This window comes from Ruegeria sp. CDSC002 (assembly GCF_059610905.1).
In genome coordinates, this window is the sequence record NZ_JBXWOM010000023.1 from 1 (window position 1) to 17935 (window position 17935).

General features: G+C 55.2%; 18 protein-coding genes. 7 read left to right on the plus strand and 11 right to left on the minus strand.

Going from position 1 to position 17935, the window contains the following annotated elements; all coding sequences use genetic code 11:
• Positions 1 to 129 precede the first annotated feature (129 nt).
• Complete coding sequence (locus AC2FJE_RS23110; protein ID WP_496737577.1) at positions 130 to 399, minus strand: HlyU family transcriptional regulator; 270 nt, start codon at positions 397 to 399, stop codon at positions 130 to 132.
• 327 nt (positions 400 to 726) lie between these two features.
• Entirely contained in the window at positions 727 to 1524 is a 798-nt protein-coding gene (locus AC2FJE_RS23115) for a GNAT family N-acetyltransferase (RefSeq protein ID WP_496758526.1), read from the minus strand.
• A 388-nt stretch (positions 1525 to 1912) separates the two neighbouring features.
• Here AC2FJE_RS23115 and AC2FJE_RS23120 point away from each other — a divergent pair, with 388 nt between their 5' ends.
• Entirely contained in the window at positions 1913 to 3331 is a 1419-nt protein-coding gene (locus AC2FJE_RS23120; protein WP_496761518.1) for a circularly permuted type 2 ATP-grasp protein, read from the plus strand.
• Between the two features lie 2 nt (positions 3332 to 3333).
• Positions 3334 to 3798 (plus strand): alpha-E domain-containing protein, encoded by a 465-nt coding sequence (locus AC2FJE_RS23125; protein WP_496761519.1) that lies wholly within the window; start codon positions 3334 to 3336, stop codon positions 3796 to 3798.
• On the opposite strand, the gene AC2FJE_RS23130 is transcribed toward AC2FJE_RS23125, so the two are convergent.
• From AC2FJE_RS23130 to AC2FJE_RS23160, 7 genes are all read right to left on the minus strand, one after another.
• Complete coding sequence (locus AC2FJE_RS23130; RefSeq protein WP_299902152.1) at positions 3749 to 4429, minus strand: IS6 family transposase; 681 nt, start codon at positions 4427 to 4429, stop codon at positions 3749 to 3751. The genes AC2FJE_RS23125 and AC2FJE_RS23130 overlap by 50 nt on opposite strands.
• A 359-nt stretch (positions 4430 to 4788) precedes the next feature.
• Complete coding sequence (gene glnT / locus AC2FJE_RS23135; RefSeq protein WP_108861025.1) at positions 4789 to 6117, minus strand: type III glutamate--ammonia ligase; 1329 nt, start codon at positions 6115 to 6117, stop codon at positions 4789 to 4791.
• Positions 6118 to 6197: 80 nt separating this feature from the next.
• Complete coding sequence (locus AC2FJE_RS23140; RefSeq protein ID WP_108861050.1) at positions 6198 to 7526, minus strand: FMN-binding glutamate synthase family protein; 1329 nt, start codon at positions 7524 to 7526, stop codon at positions 6198 to 6200.
• A 20-nt stretch (positions 7527 to 7546) separates the two neighbouring features.
• Positions 7547 to 8230 carry a GltB/FmdC/FwdC-like GXGXG domain-containing protein gene (locus AC2FJE_RS23145; protein WP_108861026.1) on the minus strand — a complete coding sequence of 228 codons (684 nt, stop codon included), beginning with the start codon at positions 8228 to 8230 and terminating at the stop codon, positions 7547 to 7549.
• A gap of 1 nt (position 8231) precedes the next feature.
• Positions 8232 to 9161: a class II glutamine amidotransferase gene (locus AC2FJE_RS23150; protein WP_496758493.1), complete on the minus strand. Its 930-nt coding sequence runs from the start codon at positions 9159 to 9161 to the stop codon at positions 8232 to 8234.
• Positions 9162 to 9308: 147 nt separating this feature from the next.
• Positions 9309 to 9524, minus strand: coding sequence for a hypothetical protein (locus tag AC2FJE_RS23155; RefSeq protein ID WP_108861028.1), 216 nt, complete (start codon positions 9522 to 9524; stop codon positions 9309 to 9311).
• An 11-nt stretch (positions 9525 to 9535) separates the two neighbouring features.
• Positions 9536 to 10912, minus strand: a complete 1377-nt coding sequence (locus tag AC2FJE_RS23160) for an ammonium transporter (protein ID WP_496758491.1) — start codon at positions 10910 to 10912, stop codon at positions 9536 to 9538.
• 340 nt (positions 10913 to 11252) lie between these two features.
• Here AC2FJE_RS23160 and AC2FJE_RS23165 point away from each other — a divergent pair, with 340 nt between their 5' ends.
• The 5 genes from AC2FJE_RS23165 to AC2FJE_RS23185 are packed head-to-tail and all read left to right on the plus strand — an operon-like array spanning position 11253 to position 15612.
• On the plus strand, positions 11253 to 12398 hold the full coding sequence (locus AC2FJE_RS23165; protein ID WP_282154348.1) for an aminomethyl transferase family protein: 1146 nt from the start codon (positions 11253 to 11255) through the stop codon (positions 12396 to 12398).
• Between the two features lie 55 nt (positions 12399 to 12453).
• The gene (locus AC2FJE_RS23170) at positions 12454 to 13050 is read left to right on the plus strand and encodes a dimethylamine monooxygenase subunit DmmA family protein (RefSeq protein WP_109310840.1); all 597 of its coding nucleotides are present in this window, start codon (positions 12454 to 12456) and stop codon (positions 13048 to 13050) included.
• Complete coding sequence (locus AC2FJE_RS23175; RefSeq protein ID WP_496758488.1) at positions 13047 to 14009, plus strand: PDR/VanB family oxidoreductase; 963 nt, start codon at positions 13047 to 13049, stop codon at positions 14007 to 14009. Before AC2FJE_RS23170 ends, AC2FJE_RS23175 begins: the two co-directional genes overlap by 4 nt.
• Before the next feature lie 13 nt (positions 14010 to 14022).
• Positions 14023 to 15090, plus strand: coding sequence for a heme-dependent oxidative N-demethylase family protein (locus tag AC2FJE_RS23180; RefSeq protein WP_282119225.1), 1068 nt, complete (start codon positions 14023 to 14025; stop codon positions 15088 to 15090).
• Positions 15091 to 15114: 24 nt separating this feature from the next.
• Positions 15115 to 15612: a GNAT family N-acetyltransferase gene (locus AC2FJE_RS23185; RefSeq protein WP_282169683.1), complete on the plus strand. Its 498-nt coding sequence runs from the start codon at positions 15115 to 15117 to the stop codon at positions 15610 to 15612.
• Here the strand turns inward: AC2FJE_RS23185 and AC2FJE_RS23190 are convergent.
• On the minus strand, positions 15590 to 16219 hold the full coding sequence (locus AC2FJE_RS23190; RefSeq protein ID WP_058272918.1) for a helix-turn-helix domain-containing protein: 630 nt from the start codon (positions 16217 to 16219) through the stop codon (positions 15590 to 15592). The two genes, AC2FJE_RS23185 and AC2FJE_RS23190, sit on opposite strands and share 23 nt — an antisense overlap.
• Before the next feature lie 341 nt (positions 16220 to 16560).
• The gene (locus AC2FJE_RS23195) at positions 16561 to 17838 is read right to left on the minus strand and encodes a glycerate kinase type-2 family protein (protein WP_496761520.1); all 1278 of its coding nucleotides are present in this window, start codon (positions 17836 to 17838) and stop codon (positions 16561 to 16563) included.
• Positions 17839 to 17935: the final 97 nt, after the last annotated feature.

Below are 17935 nucleotides of genomic sequence, written 5' to 3' on the forward strand. Positions count from 1 at the left end.
ATGGATCGGGCATCTAAGACTTCCAATGACTGCTTGGCTTGCTTAGCGTTCTTTCGCCAGATCGGGGCGGATGTCTAATTTGCGGAACCATCCGTCGATTGCATCGCATATATTAGGCTGTCTGTTTGCTTAATCGAAAATGCGTTCGCCCTGCTCGTCGATCACCTGTTTCGCCTTTGCGATGCTGAAGCTTTCGCCCTGATCCCGGGTCTCAAAAACATCCGCCCGGATCACTGTATGGGTCTTGCGATTTCCGCCGATGGTCTTTTCGATACGGGCTAGAAGGCGATACTTGCCACCTTCGGGCATCAGGTCCGGAAAGATTTCGAACCCTCTGTAAGAGACTGGCTCCAGCTCCGACTTTTCACCACCACCGAAGAGTTTAGAGAAGAGGGACATTGGGCGGCTCCTTTCAGCGTTGCTATGACGGGAGACTAGCGCCGCTTAGGACAGGCGTGAAGCATGTCGTGCTATCACAACATTTGCCTTAGATCCGTTGGCACGCTCCTTGCGTTGCCTAGTACGTCCAGATCCGCGGTAGAAGTCCATTCCCCACACCACGCTCCCTTGTAAGACTGTCCAGACCGCCATTCTTACACGCCGCCGCCGACGACCGCTTTGAGCCCAAATGAGACTAGAGTTTACCCCGTTTTACCTATTTTAAGGAACTAACTCAGGCTCTTGGCAGCACTGATTACACAATGCGACCATAGACAGCCGGATGGGTCACTTGGTTAACCGATCTTCTGAGTATACGAGAGGGTCTATGATCGCGACTATGTCGCTTCCACTGTCCTCCAAGCCAAGTCTTTCGCAAAGCCGTGCAGAAGGAATGTTGCCCGGAGCGATGCCTGTCTTGAACCCTGTGGCCCCAAGCTTTTCATGCGAGTGAATTAGAGCTATCGCCCCCAAGACTTTTGCAATGCCCTCGCCCATGCGTTCAGGTTTGGTCGAGAGTTGCCCCCATTGTGCGCGACTATGCAGCCGACTGCTGGAGGGATGACACAGAACTGAGCCCGCAGTTGCGACTGGGGCACCTGATTTATCAACGACGACCATAGCAAACCCGGGACGAGACAATCCGCGCATCACCGGACCTATTGGCGGTAAAACACCGTGGCTCAACGCGACTTCCGCGAAAGCTTCAAGCCATTCTGGCGGAGAGCTGGGATCAATCACTCGTATGGATAAATCTTCGGGCAACGCCTGAGTTGCGACCACTTGCCGAGCGGCTTCGACACAGTTCAGACCGCCAAGATAGCAAGCAATCGTGTCGGTCTTTAAACCCTCGCTTTCAATTCGTTCGCGCGCCAACGCAACCTCCTCACGCGGTATGCTTTCTATCGCCGTGATGCCAAGAATTCGGGCCATTGCGACGGCATCATCCAACGCCCCGCTATATTCGTTGGCAATCTGTATACCACGCCCATGGCTACAAAACCGAGGGTCATCACCCAACAGCTGCATAAGATGCTCGCCCATGGTTGACATGCGTCGTTGTGCTTCACTTCCGAATACTTCCATGAGATTTTCCTCGAAGTACCACATGACAGTTCGGAGATGATCGTTTGATAGGGGTCGTGTCGTCAAGCGGACGTCACGCGCAAGACTGCGACACAAAGAGGATTTTGGGAAAGGGCGAATGGCAGCTATGTCCGCAGAGTGGTCGTTCGGATGTACTGCAGCGAAGGTCCGCATCGAGCCCAAAGCGGACGTTCCGTTGCAGCGAAAAGCCATGTAATGCTCAGTGCATCTCAATGAATGTGACATCAACTGAAAACACGAATAGCACCGCGTTGTTTAGACCATCACAATCGTCAATAAGCCTGAAAATTAGACGCTCCTTCCCTAGGCAGCATCCAACCAAGCCTGAATGACTTGAAAAATCTGATCTATGCGTAAAACTAAGAGCATGAGTGAGTATTTTGATGAAATGTTCAACGGCGATGGATCACTTAGAGGTCCATACGAAGAGATCGGCCGCTGGTTTAATGCGGAAGACGCATCACGACTGAGGGCGAAACAGCGCGAAGCCGAAGAAGTGTTTAGGCTGACGGGCATCACTTTTAACGTATACGGCAAAGCCGAGGCCGAGGAACGTCTGATACCGTTTGATATCGTACCACGAGTTGTTTCAGCGCGGGAATGGCAGCGGCTGGAACGCGGTATCGAACAGCGGGTGCGGGCAATCAACGCATTCCTACATGACATTTACCACCGTCAAGAAATTGTCCGGGCCGGGCGCGTGCCGGCAGAGATGATTGCCGGAAACGAGGCCTTCCTGCCGCAGATGCTTGGTGTCTCACCGCCCGGTCAGGTCTATACGCACATAGTCGGGGTCGATCTGGTGCGAACCGGACCAGACGAGTTTTTCGTTCTGGAGGACAACGCCCGTACACCATCCGGGGTCAGCTATATGTTGGAGAACCGGGAAACGATGCTAAAGATGTTCCCCGAGCTCTTCAGCGCGACGAATGTTCGTAATGTTTCAGACTACCCCCGCAATCTGAGACGATCTCTTGCTGCCTGCGCGCCGGCTTGCGCCGACGGGGAGCCAACCGTCGCGGTGTTAACCCCAGGCATCTATAATTCGGCCTATTACGAACATGCGTTTCTTGCTGATCAGATGGCTGTGGAATTGGTCGAAGGCCACGACCTACGCGTTGTTGATGGGCGGGTCTGCATGCGTACCACCAGAGGTTACAAGCCCATCGACGTACTTTACCGCCGCGTAGATGACGACTTTCTGGATCCCCTGAATTTCAACGCCGATAGCGCCTTGGGCGTACCAGGTATCCTGGACGTTTACCGTGCAGGAGGTATCACAATCGCCAACGCACCGGGGACCGGTATTGCCGACGATAAGGCGATCTATTCCTACATGCCTGAAATCGTTGAATTCTACACGGGTGAGAAACCCTTGCTGCAAAACGTCCCGACCTGGCGCTGCAGTGATCCCGAGTCTCTCTCCTACGTGCTGGACAACCTGTCCGAGCTTGTTGTGAAAGAAGTACACGGGTCTGGCGGTTATGGAATGTTGATCGGACCGACCGCCAGCAAGAAAGAGATTGCGGCGTTCCGCTACAAGCTCAAATCGCGGCCCGGGAACTACATTGCTCAGCCGACGCTGTCGCTTTCGACGGTTCCGATCTTTGCGCGCTCGGGACTTGCGCCCAGACATGTTGACCTAAGGCCGTTCGTTTTGGTGTCACCCGAAGGGATCAAGATCACACCCGGCGGTTTGACCCGCGTGGCGCTTAAGAAGGGATCTCTAGTCGTAAACTCAAGCCAGGGTGGCGGGACCAAAGACACCTGGGTTCTGGAGGACTGACCATGCTGGGAAAAACTGCAGGTGGGTTGTTTTGGATGTCCCGATACCTTGAGAGGGCGGAAAACACGGCCAGGCTGCTTGAAACAGGTCAGCGGATGGCGTTGACCCGTACCAAGAACTCCGCCGAGGAATGGGGCTCTGTTCTGAAAACGGCCGGCGTTCTGGATGCGTACTACGCCAAATACGATGATGTTTCAAAAGACAACGCGGTAGATTGGGTGCTGCGCGATGCTGATAATCCATCCTCGATCAAGTCAGTCATCAAACAGGCACGAGACAACGCGCGCCTTGTTCGAACCGCGTTGACCCATGACGTCTGGGGTGCAGTAAACTCCACTTGGATGCAGATCGATGAGATCATGAAGGATCTGTTGCGAAGTTTCTGGCATTTTGAAGAGTTGAAACCGAACCCGCAGCTTATGCCGCCAGTTCTGCAAATTGACGAAACGGGCAGATTCCGGGCGTGAGTTGACCTTTGCGGATCATGTGCGTCACTTCGATTCCATCCAGTGTAGCCGCCGCTGAAGCAAAGGCCTTGAACCCTAGCATCGGTCGAGTGCGTCTCTTGATGAAGCGATGGTCCTGTTCCACGATGTTATTCAAATACTTCCGCCTGACCATCTCGATTGGGATCGGGCATCCAAAGCCCTTCAGCATCTTGTTGATGGCTTTGATCCCGGCTGTGTTCGCGCCGCTCTTGTCGATGACGATTTTTCTTGGAAGGCCATTGCATTCAAGCATTCGAGCGAAGAATTTCGTAGCGGCAGGTTTGTTCCGACGACCTGAAAGCATGAAATCCAACGTCTTGCCGTGTTTATCGACGGCTCGGTAGAGATAGACCCACGCACCTTTCACCTTGATGTAAGTTTCATCCATTCGCCAGGAGCGGTCACACGGTCCCTTGCGCCTGCGCGCGACTTCGGCAATTGCACTAGCGTATTTTGTCACCCACCGGTTCAGCGTCGTGTGATCTACCGCAACGCCACGCTCAGACATGATTTCTTCAAGATCACGATACGACACGCCATATCGGACGTAGAAGAACACAGCAAAGAGGATCACATCCTTGGGAAATTGCGCGCCTTTGAAGGAGATCATGAGCTGGCTTTCAACTAGTTGGGACCGAAAGCCATCCACACGCTAAACTCAAGCGCGTCAACAACCAAAACTTTGCAACAGAGCCCGTTAGCCAAGGATTGGTATTGACCTCCGAAACATCCATCGGGTGCCCATCACTAGCAAAACGTCAAAATCGCCCAGTTGCGGAATAGATTGCCCTTTGTAGAAGTGTACGATCTGCGTGTCGTCTTGATGCTTGGCGATGTGGTCATTAACTGCGCCGAGACTCGCCTTGCGTATGCTGAAACTTGAGAACGTTCCTGGCGAGCCACTTGGGGCCTCAAGTAACGGGGCCGCAGCTTTTTCCGCGGCCCAGAGATGCAACCTTGCAACCCGGCTTAGATGTCCAAAGTGTTGTCTTTTTCCCAGCGTGAGAAGTGAGAGACGAAAGAGTTCCATTCCTGATGTTTCATTTTCAGAAACGCGGATGAGAACTCGGCACCCATCATGGCCTTCAGTTCCTTGTCCTTGTCGTATTCGCGCAGGGCATCAAGCATGTTCAACGGTAGTTTCGGCGCACCGCGTACCTTGTGGCCTTCCGCATACATATCGATGTCCCAACGTTTGCCCGGGTCAGCTTTGGACCGGATACCGGACAGACCAGCGGCGATGATCACCGCTTGTAGCAGATAGGGGTTGGTCGCCCCATCGGGCAGACGCAGCTCAAACCGGCCGGGGCCGGGAACGCGAACCATGTGCGTCCGGTTGTTGCCTGTCCAGGTCACTGTATTGGGCGCCCATGTTGCGCCCGACATTGTCCGTGGCGCGTTGATACGTTTGTAACTGTTCACTGTTGGATTGGTGATTGCTGCCAGTGCTGAGGCGTGTTTCATGATACCGCCGAGGAAGTGTTTTCCGCGTTCGCCCAGCCCAACTTCACCGGTAGGGCCGTCGCCTTCGCCTGCAAACACGTTGGTTTTGGCGGCGTCACCCGGCGCATCCCAGACCGAGATATGGGCATGACAGCCATTTCCGGTCAGGCCTTCAACCGGTTTCGGCATGAAGGTCGCCCGAAGCCCGTGCTTTTCGGCCACGGATTTGGTCATGAACTTGAAGAACGAATGCTTGTCTGCGGTGCGCAGCGCATCATCAAATTCCCAGTTCATCTCGAACTGGCCATTGGCGTCCTCGTGGTCGTTCTGGTAGGGGCCCCAGCCCAGTTCCAGCATGTAATCGCAGATCTCGCGTACCACATCATAGCGGCGCATTACGGCTTGTTGGTCATAACAGGGCTTTTCTGCTGTATCGAATGGGTCGCTGATTTGCTCGCCGTCCGGGGTCAGCAAAAAGAACTCAGCCTCGATACCAGTTTTGACATGCATGCCCTCGCTTGCAGCTTCGTCAATCAACCGGCGCAAAACGTTGCGCGGGGCCTGCGCCACATCCTTGTCTTCCATCACGCAATTCCCGGCGACCCAGGCCACTTCGGGCTTCCATGGCAGTTGAATGACCGAGGACGGATCCGGCACCGCCAGCATGTCAGGATGGGCCGGCGTCATGTCCAGCCAGGTGGCGAACCCGGCAAAGCCTGCGCCATCTTCCTGCATGTCAGCAATCGCCTGTGCGGGCACCAGTTTGGCCCGCTGTCCACCGAACAGATCGGTGAACGAGATCATGAAGTATTTGACGCCTTTTTCTTTTGCGAAAGCTGCGAGATCTATCGTCACGATTGCTTTCCTTTCCCTGTTGAATTTTAGTTTTTCAAAGCCAAAACGCGGCCCCCATCAGGGAGCCGCGCAGCATCTATTCAGAACCCTTCCTTACCGGGGTACCAACTGGTTCCCGCTAGCGGCACCCGCGCCATTGCGGCGGCCTCCATTGTCAGGGCACACAAGTCCTCGGGCTCGAGGTTGTGCAGGTGATTGTGCCCACAGGCGCGCGCAATGGTCTGCGCCTCAAGCGTCATAACTTTCAGGTAGTTACGCAGCCTGCGGCCGGCATCGACCGGGTCCAGACGTGCGGCCAGTTCGGGGTCCTGCGTGGTAATACCAGCCGGGTCCTGTCCTTCGTGCCAATCGTCATATGCACCGGTTGTTGTGCCCAGTTTTTGGTATTCGGATTCCCATTTGGGATCGTTGTCCCCGAGGGCAACCAGAGCGGCGGTGCCGATAGCAACCGCATCTGCACCCAGCGCCAAAGCCTTGGCCACATCGGCCCCGGTGCGGATACCGCCCGAGATAACCAGCTGCACCTCACGATGCACACCCAGATCCTGCAGCGCTTGCACGGCGGGGCGGATACAGGACAGCGTCGGCAGACCGACATGTTCGATGAAAACGTCCTGCGTGGCAGCGGTGCCGCCCTGCATTCCATCCATGACAACAACGTCGGCTCCAGCTTTCACGGCCAAAGCAGTGTCGTAGTAGGGGCGTGTCGCGCCAACTTTGACATAGATCGGCACTTGCCAGTCAGTGATCTCGCGCAGTTCGAGGATCTTGATCTCAAGATCGTCCGGGCCAGTCCAGTCGGGATGTCGACAGGCCGAGCGCTGGTCGATACCCTTGGGCAGGGTTCGCATCTCGGCCACGCGGTCGCTAATCTTCTGACCCAGCAGCATACCACCGCCGCCGGGTTTGGCACCTTGGCCAACCACAATCTCAATTGCATCAGCCTTGCGCAGATCGTTCGGGTTCATGCCGTAACGCGAAGGTAAATACTGATAAACCAGCTTGGTTGAATGGCCGCGTTCCTCTGGTGTCATGCCACCGTCACCGGTGGTGGTTGACGTGCCCGCTGCGGATGCGCCGCGGCCCAGAGCTTCTTTCGCCGGACCTGACAATGCGCCAAAACTCATGCCCGCGATGGTGATCGGGATATCAAGCTCGATCGGCTTTTTGGCAAAGCGCGTGCCCAGCGTCACTGAGGTATCGCAACGTTCGCGATAGCCCTCCAACGGATAGCGCGATACCGACGCACCCAGAAAAAGCAGGTCGTCGAAATGAGGTACTTTCCGCTTCGCCCCCCCACCACGAATGTCATAGATGCCGGTCGCAGCGGCGCGACGGATCTCGGCATTGATCGGGTTGGAAAATGTCGCCGACTGGATCGGCAGGGTGCGGGGGATCTGATCGTCCATATCTTTCATACCCTTCTTCCTCAGTAAGCGGCGGCGTTATCAACGTCGAAATTATAAAGCTGACGGGCCGAACCATAGCGTTTGAACTCTTCTGGCTTGGCGTCGCTGCCCGCGCGGGCCAGAAGATCCCTCAGGATATCCAGATGCTCGGGACGCATGTCCTTCTCGATGCAATCGGCGCCGAGGCTCTTGACCGAACCACGCACGAACAGCCGGGCTTCGTAGAGTGAATCCCCCAGCGCATCTCCTGCGTCCCCGCAGACAACCAGATTGCCGTCCTGTGCCATGAAGGCGGACATATGGCCGATGTTGCCATGCACGACGATATCGATCCCTTTCATTGAGATGCCGCAGCGCGAGCTGGCATTGCCTTTGATCACCAGCAATCCGCCATGGCCGGTCGCTCCGGCGTATTGGCTGGCGTCACCATCGACGATGACCTGACCGGACATCATGTTTTCAGCAACGCCCGGACCAACAGAGCCTTCTACCTTTATGGTCGCCTGTTGGTTCATCCCGGCACAATAATACCCGGTCGAGCCTTTGACCGTCACTTCGATCGGCGCGTCCAGTCCGACTGCGATTGCGTGGCTGCCCTTAGGATTCACAATTTCCCAACGGGTTTGATTGGTCTCGGCGTTTTGTGCCTGCAGGGATGAGTTCAATCCGCGCAGCCCGTCTGCCTCTAGATCATAGGTCTGCATATCAGGCGGCCTTTTCGTGGGTTGTGGGGCTGTCGTTGTGCGACCAGAAATATACGGTGGAGGGTTCAGGTTCCCAAACCCGGGCGTCTTCAATACCCGGTAGGTTCACCAAAGCACGGTATTCGCTGCCAAAGGCCACATATTGGTCTGTTTCGGCCATCACCGCAGGCTTACAGGCAATTGGGTCTCGTACGACGCCAAACCCGTCTTTGGTGCCAACAACAAAGGTGAAGAAACCGTCCAGATCATCGATGCTGGTTTCCAGAGCCTCACCCAGTGTCGCGCCGTTCATCATTTTCCAGGTCAGATATGCTGCACCCACTTCGGTGTCGTTCTGGGTCTGGATAACCACACCTTCGCGGCGCAGTTTTCGGCGCAACGAGTTGTGGTTGGACAGCGATCCATTATGGACCAGACACTGATCTGGCCCGGTGTTGAACGGATGTGCGCCCATTGTCGTCACGGCGGATTCGGTCGCCATACGCGTGTGCCCAATGCCGTGGGTGCCGCTCATACCGTTGAGGTTAAATCGGTCTGCAACATCCTTGGGCAGGCCAACTTCCTTATAGATTTCGAGGCTTTCGCCGCGGCTCATGATCCGAACCGACGGGCGGATTTCGGCCAGCGCAGCGCGTGCGGCTTCGAACTGACCGGCGGGAATTTCAAGAACGGTGTGTGTGTCGTTGTTTGTCTGACCAACCGTTGCGCCCAGCTTTTCACCCAGCTCATCAGCCAGGCCGACAAAGTCAGCATCGGGGTTGGGCGACTGGACTGTAACCTTGGTTTTGCCTGCCGACTCTGCGCCATAGATCGCGATACCGGCACTATCGGGGCCGCGGTCTGTCATCGTAATCAGCATGTCCGTCAGCATGTTACCCAGTTGGGGCGCAAGAGACTGGTCTTTGAGGAATAATCCAACAATTCCGCACATGGCTGGCAGATCTCCTTGTGTGTTTCACTATGATTCGACGGTATCAACAAAACTGGGGGACATCAATAATAGTAGGAAAGTTTTTTTCCTAAGAGGCAATGGGCGTGATCTCTGATTTCACGCCCATTGCCAGCTCATAAAGCTGGATCAGTATCGTTCCAGCTGTGCCTTCACCTTCTCTTCGTCGCCGGTGTGGCGGGCCTTCTCAAGGTGTTCACCTTCCCGGACGAACTGGATGCGATGCCAGCCAATCCAGAAGACCACACCAATGATTACCATCAGAACTTCGTAACCTTGGAAGGGGTAGATCGGACCGACCTCGGCAAGATCGACAGCCCAGCTTGTGTATCCATTCGTAGACATGTCTTTCTCCTTTACTTCGCTGCCGCGCCAGCACGGGCAACCAATTCCTGTTTGTCAGCTTCAATGATCGCTGCCTTGGCATCTTCGTAGGCGTGGTGCTCGGCGTAATCGAGGCCCTGCAGTTCGACCTCTTCCGGGATGCGAAGCACACCTGCGGCCGCTTGCATCTTGGCCAGAGCCCAGCCGGGTAGGAAGCCAAGAACAAAGAACATGATGACCGCACCGGTGATTTGACCGATCGGGTTGATTGTTGCGTATCCTTCGTACGGCGAAGATGGCACACCCCAGAGGACAAAGCCTGAAATCACCAGGCCAACAACCCCGGCATAACCGTGCACAGCAACGGCGCCCACCGCATCATCCAGCTTGAACCGGCGTTCAACCCAGTAGTGCAGCTTGTACACGATCACGACGCCGATCGCGGCAATGATCATTGCCTGAATCGGATGATACAAATCGTTTCCAGCCGAGGCAGTGATAATTCCGGCAAGCCCGCCCGAGAATGTCCAGAACGCATCACCTTTCGAGATCACATAAGCCGCCATCAGACCGCCAGACAGCGACATCAGGAAGTTGAAGGTGATCGCCGACAGGGTCGTCGGAGCCAGATAGATATTGGTAGCTGTCCAAGTTACGCCAGTGATCTGCCCATCGATCCCTTCAGGTGAAATCACAGGCACGTTGCACGCGGCATAGAAGCCCCAGAAGCCAGTGTAGATCAGGAAGATGCCGATCGTCAGTAGCCACGGATTGTGCGGAGGAATGTCCCTCGGTGTACCGTCCTTGGCGAACTTGCCTAGGCGCGGGCCCAGAACCATGATTACACCCAATGCATAACCGCCTGCAATTGCGTGAATTACACCGGAAGCGTATGCATCATGGTAGCCGAGAATTCGAACCATCCAGCCACCGTAGTGCCAGCCCCATGCAGCGTCGATGATCCACCAGACCGATCCGATCATGACCGCATGAACCCAGAGCGCCGAAGACCTGATCCGTTCGATCACGGAACCCGAAACGATCGAGGCTGCCGTCCAAGAGAACAGCAGGAATGCTGCCCAGAAAACGCCGGTGATTCTGTCACTAACATTGGTTGCCATCGTGTCGGCCCAAGGCAGATTCGCTGCGCCCGCTTCTGCATCCAGACCGCCCCAGAACGGAAAGTTCGGAAAAGCCCAATAGATCCACCATCCAAAGAAGAAGAACGTGACCGTCACCAGTGGGATGATCATGATGTTTTTCATCAATGTGTGCATATGGTTACGGGCACGGCTGGCGCCGACTTCGTACATGCAAAAACCCACATGGATGAGGAACATGAAAACGACCGTTACCCAGTAGTAGAACTCGGTAAAGATCGTCGTGAGAGCATTTAGATTGCCATCCACTTCGTAGTCTCCCTGTTGTTGCAGCAGGAGGTCTCTCTGCGGAGTTTTCCTGCTGGGAAATTTTATCTACTCAGGGGACAATCTCGTGGGGCACCTGTCAATAGATATGTGGGGCAAACATCTTTAACGGTGGCGTCGCATACTCAATTTGAAGGGTCGAATACTGCCTCTTAGTCATGAAAATAAGGGATTTTCTTCAACTCTAAGCCCCCGCCTAAGGGTTCAGAATTTGAAGGCAAATATTCCCAACAGGAAAATAATCTGCACAGAGGTGTTGATTTTCAATCTGACATCGGCCTCAATATGGGCAACAAAAAGCAATCAACGGGAGAGCTGAACCATGGCCATTCTTTGGAGGACGTCCGCCCTTGCGCAGCGCCATGCCGAGATCGGCGGCGAACTTGAGGACTGGAACGGCATGGGAACCGCATGGTTCTATGACCACAGCCCGGAGCGCGCCAAAGCTGATTATGAGGCAATCCGCACCAAGGCGGGCCTCATGGATGTTTCCGGCCTCAAAAAGGTTCACGTGGTCGGCGAAGATGCCGCCTATGTCATTGATCGGGTCACCACGCGGAACGTGGAAAAGATCATGCCGGGTCGTTCGACCTATGCCTCGATCCTGAATGCCGAAGGTAAATTCGTTGACGATTGCATCATCTATCGCTTGTCGGTGAACACATGGCTTGTGGTGCACGGCACCGGCACGGGCATGGAGCAGCTGACGTCGGTGGCGGCGGGTAAAAACTGCGCGGTCATTTTTGACGACGACATGCACGACATGTCGCTTCAAGGACCAGTGGCCGTTGATTTCCTGGCCAAGCACATTCCCGGAATTCGGGATCTGGCCTATTTCGGCATCATGCAGACCAAACTCTATGGCTGCCCAGTGATGATTTCGCGGACCGGCTATACTGGTGAGCGCGGGTATGAGATTTTCTGTCAGGCCAAGCACGCGGTACACCTGTGGGACAACATTCTGGCGGAAGGCAAGGATATGGGGATCGTCCCGGTCCAGTTCTCGACCCTCGATCTGCTGCGCACCGAAAGCTACTTGCTGTTTTATCCGGGCGACAATTCGGAAACCTACCCGTTTGACGGCGAAACCTGCGGTGATACGCTTTGGGAACTGGGCCTGGAATTTACAGTCTCACCCGGTAAAACCGGTTTTATTGGGGCCGAGAACCACTATGCATCGCAAGGCAAAGAACGGTTCAAGATCTACGGCGTCAAGCTTGACGGCACGACCCCTGCGGATGAGGGTGCGGACCTGCTGCAAAACGGTGAAAAGGTCGGGGTTGTCACCTTTGGCATGTATTCCGAAATCAACGGGCACAACGTAGGTATCGCGCGAATGCCGGTCGCCTGTGCCTCACCCGGCACCAAGCTGACAGTGCGCAACGGTGATGGGACAGAAATAGCGGCGACTGCGGAAGAAATGCCGTTCTACGATCAGGACAAATCTATCCGAACCGCAAAGGGCTGAGTTTCAGAGGGCGCGACGGACACACCGTGGCGCCCTTTTCCTATTTGAGGGCACAATGTCAAAGTTCGAATTTCCCAAGTCAATCGCAAGCCGCCCGGTCTGGGGCACGCTAGAGGTTCGCTCAGGTGAACATCATCTCATGATCGCTGAGGCCGAAGGGGCCGAAGCCGTTCTCGCCATCGCAACACCCGACCTGATGGCCAAAACCCATCTGATCTACATTCCCAAGGGAACGGATTACGTTGAGCGACTGCAGGCACTGAAGCCTGCGCAATTCTACGAAGGTCCATCCTATGAAGCCTCGCTGCAGCGCATTCGCCGCGTTTTGGAAGACGCGCATATGGGGTTGCAGGTCTACCTGACCGGCTCTGAGGGCATGATGGGTCAGGCCATGAACGAGGTGATGGCCGTAGGCCTGCCGCACAAGGCAATTCAGACCGAACATCGCGGATCGGTCGCGCGCCGAATGCAATGCGTGCATTGCAAAGGCATCACCGAAGATGTTGAGGTTGACCCGTTTGTCTGTGCGCATTGCGGGCTGAACCTGTTCGTGCGCGATCACTATTCCCGCCGTCTTGCCGCCTATCAGGGTGTCCGCGTGGATGCCGAAGATCATGGTAACGTGCCCGAGCCGAAGGGGATTTACGAATGAGTGGCGCCGAGAAAATCCAGGTCAAAGTGACCGAGATCACGCCGCTGAACGAGTTGGTGACGCGGTTCCGGTTCGAACGTATTGACGGAGGCCAGTTGCCGACCTTTTCGGGCGGGGCCCATACGGTCGTCGAAATGCAGGATGGTGGCATCACGCGGCTCAACCCATATTCGCTGATGTCGGACCCGTTTGATCAGTCATCCTACACCATTTCGGTTCGGCGTGATGATGAGGGCAGGGGTGGTTCGCTATTCATGCACCGCCAGGTCAAGTTGGGCGACGAAATGACCATCAGCTATCCGGTCAACCTGTTCTCGCTCGATTTGCGTGCCCGCAAGCACCTGTTTCTGGCCGGTGGAATCGGGATCACCCCGTTTCTGGCGCAGATCAAACAACTTGAACTGCTGCATGGGCATTGGGAGCTGCATTATGCCTGTCGCAATCACGCGCTGGCATCTTATGCGGACCAACTGACCGACCGGCATCCCAATGAGACGCATCTGTATTACGACGACCAGAACCAGCAGATTGATCTGGAGAACTTGCTGAGCGGGCAACCTCTGGGCACGCATGTTTATGTCTGCGGCCCCAAGGGCATGATCGACTGGGTGCGCAACACGGCCGCTGCTGAAGGCTGGCCCGAAGATTGCGTGCATTACGAAGAGTTCCTGGCGCCTCAGCCCGGTACACCGTTCGAAGTGCGTTTGGCAGCGTCAGACAAAGTCGTTCATGTGGGCGAGAACGAGAGCCTTCTGGAAGCCATAGAACGCGAAGGTGTGGATGCGCCCTATCTGTGTCGTGGCGGAGCCTGCGGTCAGTGTGAAACCGTCGTGCTGGATCACAACGGCAACTTTGTGCACCGCGATCACTGGCTGACCGACGAAGAAAAGGCATCGGGCAAGAAAATCATGCCCTGCGTATCGCGTTTCGAGGGCAAGTCCCTCGTGCTGGACCGCTGAGAGGAGGCCCACCATGACCATTCAATTCAACGACGAGTCCTTCCGCGACGACTATACGTTCCACAACTCGGACTGGGCGATCAAACGCTTTCCGTTCCCATTTCACGAAGACAGCTACATGTATTCGGTCAACATGGAACAACATCGCGGTGGGCCAGAGGGATCAGTCTATGAGATGCGGTTCGATGTGGACGAGCACTACGTCTCGGAGATGAAAGACCGCGCGATGGTTCTGGATCAGGACCCGCTGCGCTGTCAGTCTCTGCCGCATATGACATTGGCCGGATGGGACTTGTTGGAATTGATCATGGTTAGCAAGTCCGAAGACTATCCTGATCTGTTCGAGTTGCATCGCAACGGCAATCAGTGGCGTTGGATCAACAAGCCAATGGGCATCGATCACAGCTTTACCTTCATGGATGAAACCACGCTGCCTTATGGGCCGATGGAATACATCACGCGACAAGCTCAGGGCGATTTCGCCGTGCTGGATCAGCGTGATGAGATGCTGTGGATGGACGCCGGCATGGTGACAACACAAGCCGATTGGAGCCTGGATTTCGACATCGGCATGAACTTTTTCGAATGGCACGCGCCGGTTCCGAAGGCCCATGAAATGGGTATTTTCCAGCGCGCGCTGAAGTTCTTGCTGAATATCCAGCAGGGCGCCCCTGCGCGGCGTCTCAACTGGACCATGACGGTGAACCCTTTGCTGGATACAAGCCCGGAAAACTATCACAAATGGGGGATCCAAAAGACCACGCTGACGCCCGAAAACATCGCCCACAAGCAGCATCTGCGGGTCGAGTTGCAGACGTTCTTCCGTCTGCCGCGCTCCAATGCGCTGGTGTTCCCGATCCGCTGCTATCTGTGCAGTTTTCAGGATCTGATGACTGTTCCCAAATGGGGTCGCCGTCTGCACCGGGTTATTCGGGACCTGCCTGAAGAGCTGGCAACTTATAAGGGGTTCATCGACAATCGCCCGATGATGCTGGACTATCTCAGCCAGTTCGACGACGGGTTACCCACATCGCCAGGGATTTGGCCGGACTTGGAAACGGAACCGCCTTTGTCGAAGTGAGCATTGTGAAGTGCCGTTGCTCAAATGACTGATCCGGACTTCACGCCTTGGCTAATTCCGAGCGATGACTTTGCATTATATGACGCGCTTGCGCTGCTTCGTGCGTCATTTCAATTCATGGATGCCCGGATCGACCCTCCGTCTTCTATCCATAGGCTGACGGTGGAAGGGATGCGGGAGCACTGTAAGGATGGTGGTGAAATCTGGGCCATCGGCCGACCGCTGTTCGCATGTATGTTTCTGACGCCCAAACCCGACAGCCTGTACTTGGGGAAGCTTGCAGTTCAGGAAGGACTGCGGGGGCAAGGTATCTGCCGCACGTTGGTGGATCATGCTGCAAGCCGTGCAACTGAGCTTGGTCTGCCTGCGCTGGAACTGGAAACGCGCGTGGAACTTACTGAAAACCATCGTGTTTTTTCAAGGCTTGGGTTCACGATCGTGAATACGGGCAGCCATGAAGGCTATGACAGACCCACGGATTTCCTATTGCGCAAGACGATCAGTTTGTCTGCGGATAGCTGATCACCGATATGTAGCGGGCCGGCAGATTAACCAACCGTTCCGGGCCATGGGGTGAATCCGCATCAAAGAACAGAGTGTCACCCGGTTTCAGTGGGTAAATCTGGTCCCCATGGCGGTAATCCACTTCACCTTCCAGCATGTAAATCGTCTCGATGCCACCATGTTGGAATGTTGGAAACACATCGGATTTAGCAGTCAGGGTGATCAGATAGGGTTCTACAATTACGCCTGATCCGTTGGCGCCAATATGCCCCAACAGGTTATATTGGTGGTTGGCACGTGTTCCTTCACGCTCCAACTCGACACCTTCACCTGCTTTTGTATGAACCGCCTCCCGGCGTTCTTCGAACTGTCTAAAAAAACTTGTCAAAGGAACCGACAGTGCATCCGCCAGTGACTGCAAGGTCGTCAAGGAGGGTGACGTATTTCCATTTTCGATCTTTGACAGCATGCCGATCGACAAACCGGTTAGCTGGGCAAGCTCCGCGACGGTTATTTCCTGCTGCTTGCGAAAGGCGCGAACCTCGCGGCCGATGGCAACTTCAAGAACTTTTTCTCTGTTACCCGAACGAACGGAATGTGGGTCCTGAGTCAGATTTGCCGCCATTTCTTTATCGCGTTTTTTCAATTTCACTCTTTCAATGTCTTGCTACACTTGTCCAAACTGGTTCTGCAAGCAGGAGCAGCGGAAAACCCAATCCATTCGGAGCATCATAGCATCAAAGTTTTCCTGATAGTAAAATAATCATGCTGCCAGAAAAAAGGCCAGAGATCAGAATTCCACTGTTTGTCGGCTTTCCGATAGCGAGCATGACATCCTTGATCGAACCTCTGCGTGCCGCGACAATCGCGCCGGGCAAGAGTCGTTTTACTGATCTCTTGAACTCGATATCTGCGGTTTTTTGTCAGATCCAGACTCAGGACCGAGTATAACGAATGGTCTTAGGTTTATGGTACCAGTAGCATAATCTGTATGTCCGCCACATTGGTTCCGGTCGCCCCGGTTTGCAGGAGATCACCTGCTAATGACAACGCGGAATTACTGTCATTGTTGGACAGTAAAGCCACTGGATCCTTCCCGGCATTACGTATCCGACAGACAGTGCCAGCATCTACTATGGCTCCCGCCGCTGTGGTTGGTCCATCCCGGCCATCCGTGCCACCGCTGAGAAAAACCCAGTTGCCCGGTATTTTCTGTTCCTGAGTCAAATAGGCGAGACGCAATGCCATTTCCTGATTTCGACCGCCCCACCCTGAGCCACGCAGTCGGACAGTTGTCTCACCGCCAAACAGCAGGGCTTTCGGACGATCCACGGTCACGGATCGGGTCGCATGCAAAACTTGTTCTGCGGCATCGTCCACATTGCAGGTTAACGCATCCGAGACGATCTCGGCGTCGAATGATCGAGACGCGCAACCGTGTGCAGCCTGCAGGCTTATCCGATTAGAGCCGATCAGGTGGTTGGTGGCTTGAGCACTAAGCCTCTGATCAGGAATACTGTGTTCCAGATACGTGCGGACTGCTTTGGGCAACTCATGCCATAGGCCGTTTTCGATGCAAGTTCTGCGCGCGTCTGCATGGCTGCCGATAGGGGAAACGGTCGGGCCACTGGCAACAGCCCGCAGGTCATCCCCGATTACATCCGAAAGAATGTAAGCCGTGACCGGCGCTGGAGCCGAATGTTTCAGAAACCCGCCGCCCTTAAGTTGGCTGAGTTGCTGGCGTATCAGATTTATCTGAGTGATACCCAACCCCGAGGATAGAAGCACTTCGTTAACCCGTATCTTGTCCGATAGGGTCAGGCCGCTGACGGGGGCGGGGATAAGTGCTGATCCCCCGCCCGAGATTAGCGCAATGACCTGATCATGTTCCCATGCTTCGCTGAGCAAAGACACAATCTGCCGCCCGGCTTTCAACCCACGCTCATCGGGGATGGGATGCCCGCTTGTTAAGACGGTCGCGCCGGATACATCCGTCTGATTTTCAGCATGTGTTACAGCCAAAGCTACATGCGGGCCTTCAACGTGTTGCAACGCCTCTGACAGCATTTTGGGCGCAGCCTTCCCGACCGCAATCAGGACGCTGCGCCCGCCACTTGCAGGTGTTGGAAGTGGAGCGACGCATAACTTGCGGCGCAGGGCAGTTGCTGGGTCCGCTGCCGACACTGCCTCGGCAAAGATAACCGAAGCAGTGGTGCGAAGCGTTGTTGTTAAATGGCCCGGCACTACAGGTTCACGCAGCTGCGATCTGATTAGCCTTTTCGACCAGTACTTCGGCCTGACGGATCGAGGCATAGTCGATCAGGCGACCATCCAGAGACAC